The sequence below is a fragment of the Vibrio sp. TRT 29B02 genome, assembly GCF_050113655.1.
GTDB lineage: Bacteria > Pseudomonadota > Gammaproteobacteria > Enterobacterales > Vibrionaceae > Vibrio.
In genome coordinates, this window is record NZ_JBNJOJ010000059.1 from 1 (window position 1) to 2,438 (window position 2,438).

1 rRNA gene is annotated in these 2,438 nt (G+C 48.9%); it reads right to left on the reverse strand.

The features are described from left to right. Positions 1-2,186, reverse strand: a 23S ribosomal RNA gene (locus tag ACQEXT_RS21130); the annotation flags it as partial. Between the last annotated feature and the right edge of the window lie 252 nt (positions 2,187-2,438).

Consider the following 2,438-nt stretch of genomic DNA (forward strand, 5'->3'; position numbering starts at 1 on the left):
ACGTTAGAACATCAACACTACAAGGGTGGTATTTCAAGGACGGCTCCACAAATACTGGCGTACTTGCTTCAAAGCCTCCCACCTATCCTACACATGTAGGGTCAATGTTCAGTGCCAAGCTGTAGTAAAGGTTCACGGGGTCTTTCCGTCTAGCCGCGGGTACACTGCATCTTCACAGCGATTTCAATTTCACTGAGTCTCGGGTGGAGACAGCGTGGCCATCATTACGCCATTCGTGCAGGTCGGAACTTACCCGACAAGGAATTTCGCTACCTTAGGACCGTTATAGTTACGGCCGCCGTTTACCGGGGCTTCGATCAAGAGCTTCGCGCAAGCGCTAACCCCATCAATTAACCTTCCGGCACCGGGCAGGCGTCACACCGTATACGTCATCTTACGATTTTGCACAGTGCTGTGTTTTTAATAAACAGTTGCAGCCACCTGGTATCTGCGACTTCCGATAGCTCCATCCGCAAGGGACTTCACCGTCAGAAGCGTACCTTCTCCCGAAGTTACGGTACCATTTTGCCTAGTTCCTTCACCCGAGTTCTCTCAAGCGCCTTGGTATTCTCTACCCGACCACCTGTGTCGGTTTGGGGTACGATTCCTTACAATCTGAAGCTTAGAGGCTTTTCCTGGAAGCATGGCATCAATGACTTCACTACCGTAGTAGCTCGACATCGTGTCTCAGCCTTAAAGAGAGCCGGATTTACCTAACTCTCAAGCCTACGCACTTGAACCTGGACAACCGTCGCCAGGCCCACCTAGCCTTCTCCGTCCCCCCATCGCAATTGTAAGAAGTACGGGAATATTAACCCGTTTCCCATCGACTACGCCTTTCGGCCTCGCCTTAGGGGTCGACTTACCCTGCCCCGATTAACGTTGGACAGGAACCCTTGGTCTTCCGGCGAGGAGGTTTTTCACCCCCTTTATCGTTACTCATGTCAGCATTCGCACTTCTGATACCTCCAGCATGCTTTACAACACACCTTCAACGGCTTACAGAACGCTCCCCTACCCAATGACTAAAAGTCATTGCCGCAGCTTCGGTTTATAGCTTAGCCCCGTTACATCTTCCGCGCAGGCCGACTCGACTAGTGAGCTATTACGCTTTCTTTAAATGATGGCTGCTTCTAAGCCAACATCCTAGCTGTCTAAGCCTTCCCACATCGTTTCCCACTTAGCTATAATTTGGGACCTTAGCTGGCGGTCTGGGTTGTTTCCCTCTCCACGACGGACGTTAGCACCCGCCGTGTGTCTCCCGGATAGTACTTACTGGTATTCGGAGTTTGCAAAGGGTTGGTAAGTCGGGATGACCCCCTAGCCTTAACAGTGCTCTACCCCCAGTAGTATTCGTCCGAGGCTCTACCTAAATAGATTTCGGGGAGAACCAGCTATCTCCAGGTTTGATTGGCCTTTCACCCCTAGCCACAAGTCATCCGCTAATTTTTCAACATTAGTCGGTTCGGTCCTCCAGTTGATGTTACTCAACCTTCAACCTGCCCATGGCTAGATCACCTGGTTTCGGGTCTATATCCAGCAACTCGACGCCCAGTTAAGACTCGATTTCTCTACGGCTCCCCTAGATGGTTAACCTTGCTACTGAATATAAGTCGCTGACCCATTATACAAAAGGTACGCAGTCACACCACGAAGGTGCTCCTACTGCTTGTACGTACACGGTTTCAGGTTCTATTTCACTCCCCTCACAGGGGTTCTTTTCGCCTTTCCCTCACGGTACTGGTTCACTATCGGTCAGTCAGTAGTATTTAGCCTTGGAGGATGGTCCCCCCATATTCAGACAGGATAACACGTGTCCCGCCCTACTCGATTTCACTGATGATGAGATGTCGGTTACGGGGCTATCACCCTGTATCGCGGCACTTTCCAGAGCCTTCACCTGTCTCATTAAAAGCTTAAGGGCTAGTCCAATTTCGCTCGCCGCTACTTTCGGAATCTCGGTTGATTTCTTTTCCTCGGGGTACTTAGATGTTTCAGTTCCCCCGGTTCGCCTCGCTGCGCTATGTATTCACGCAGCGATACTTACTTATGTAAGTGGGTTTCCCCATTCGGAAATCCCAGACTCACAGGTTTTTACTACCTAATCTGGGCTTATCGCAAGTTAATACGTCCTTCATCGCCTCTGACTGCCAAGGCATCCACCGTGTACGCTTAGTCACTTAACCATACAACCCCAAAGGGTCTTTGTTAGTCACCAAAGTTGTCTGCATTTTTATACATGTGCAGACACGATTTTGCCGGACTCAAATATAAACATCACAAGGATGTTTCCAAGAACACTTGAATGTGTGTTGGTACCTAAATTTCTCTTTATTAGAGAAAGTTAGGATTTGAGAACTTTTAATTTGAATAACAACGCATATCAAAGATATGGGGATTGTTGTTATTCGTCAGCTTTCCAAATTGTTAAAGAGCAA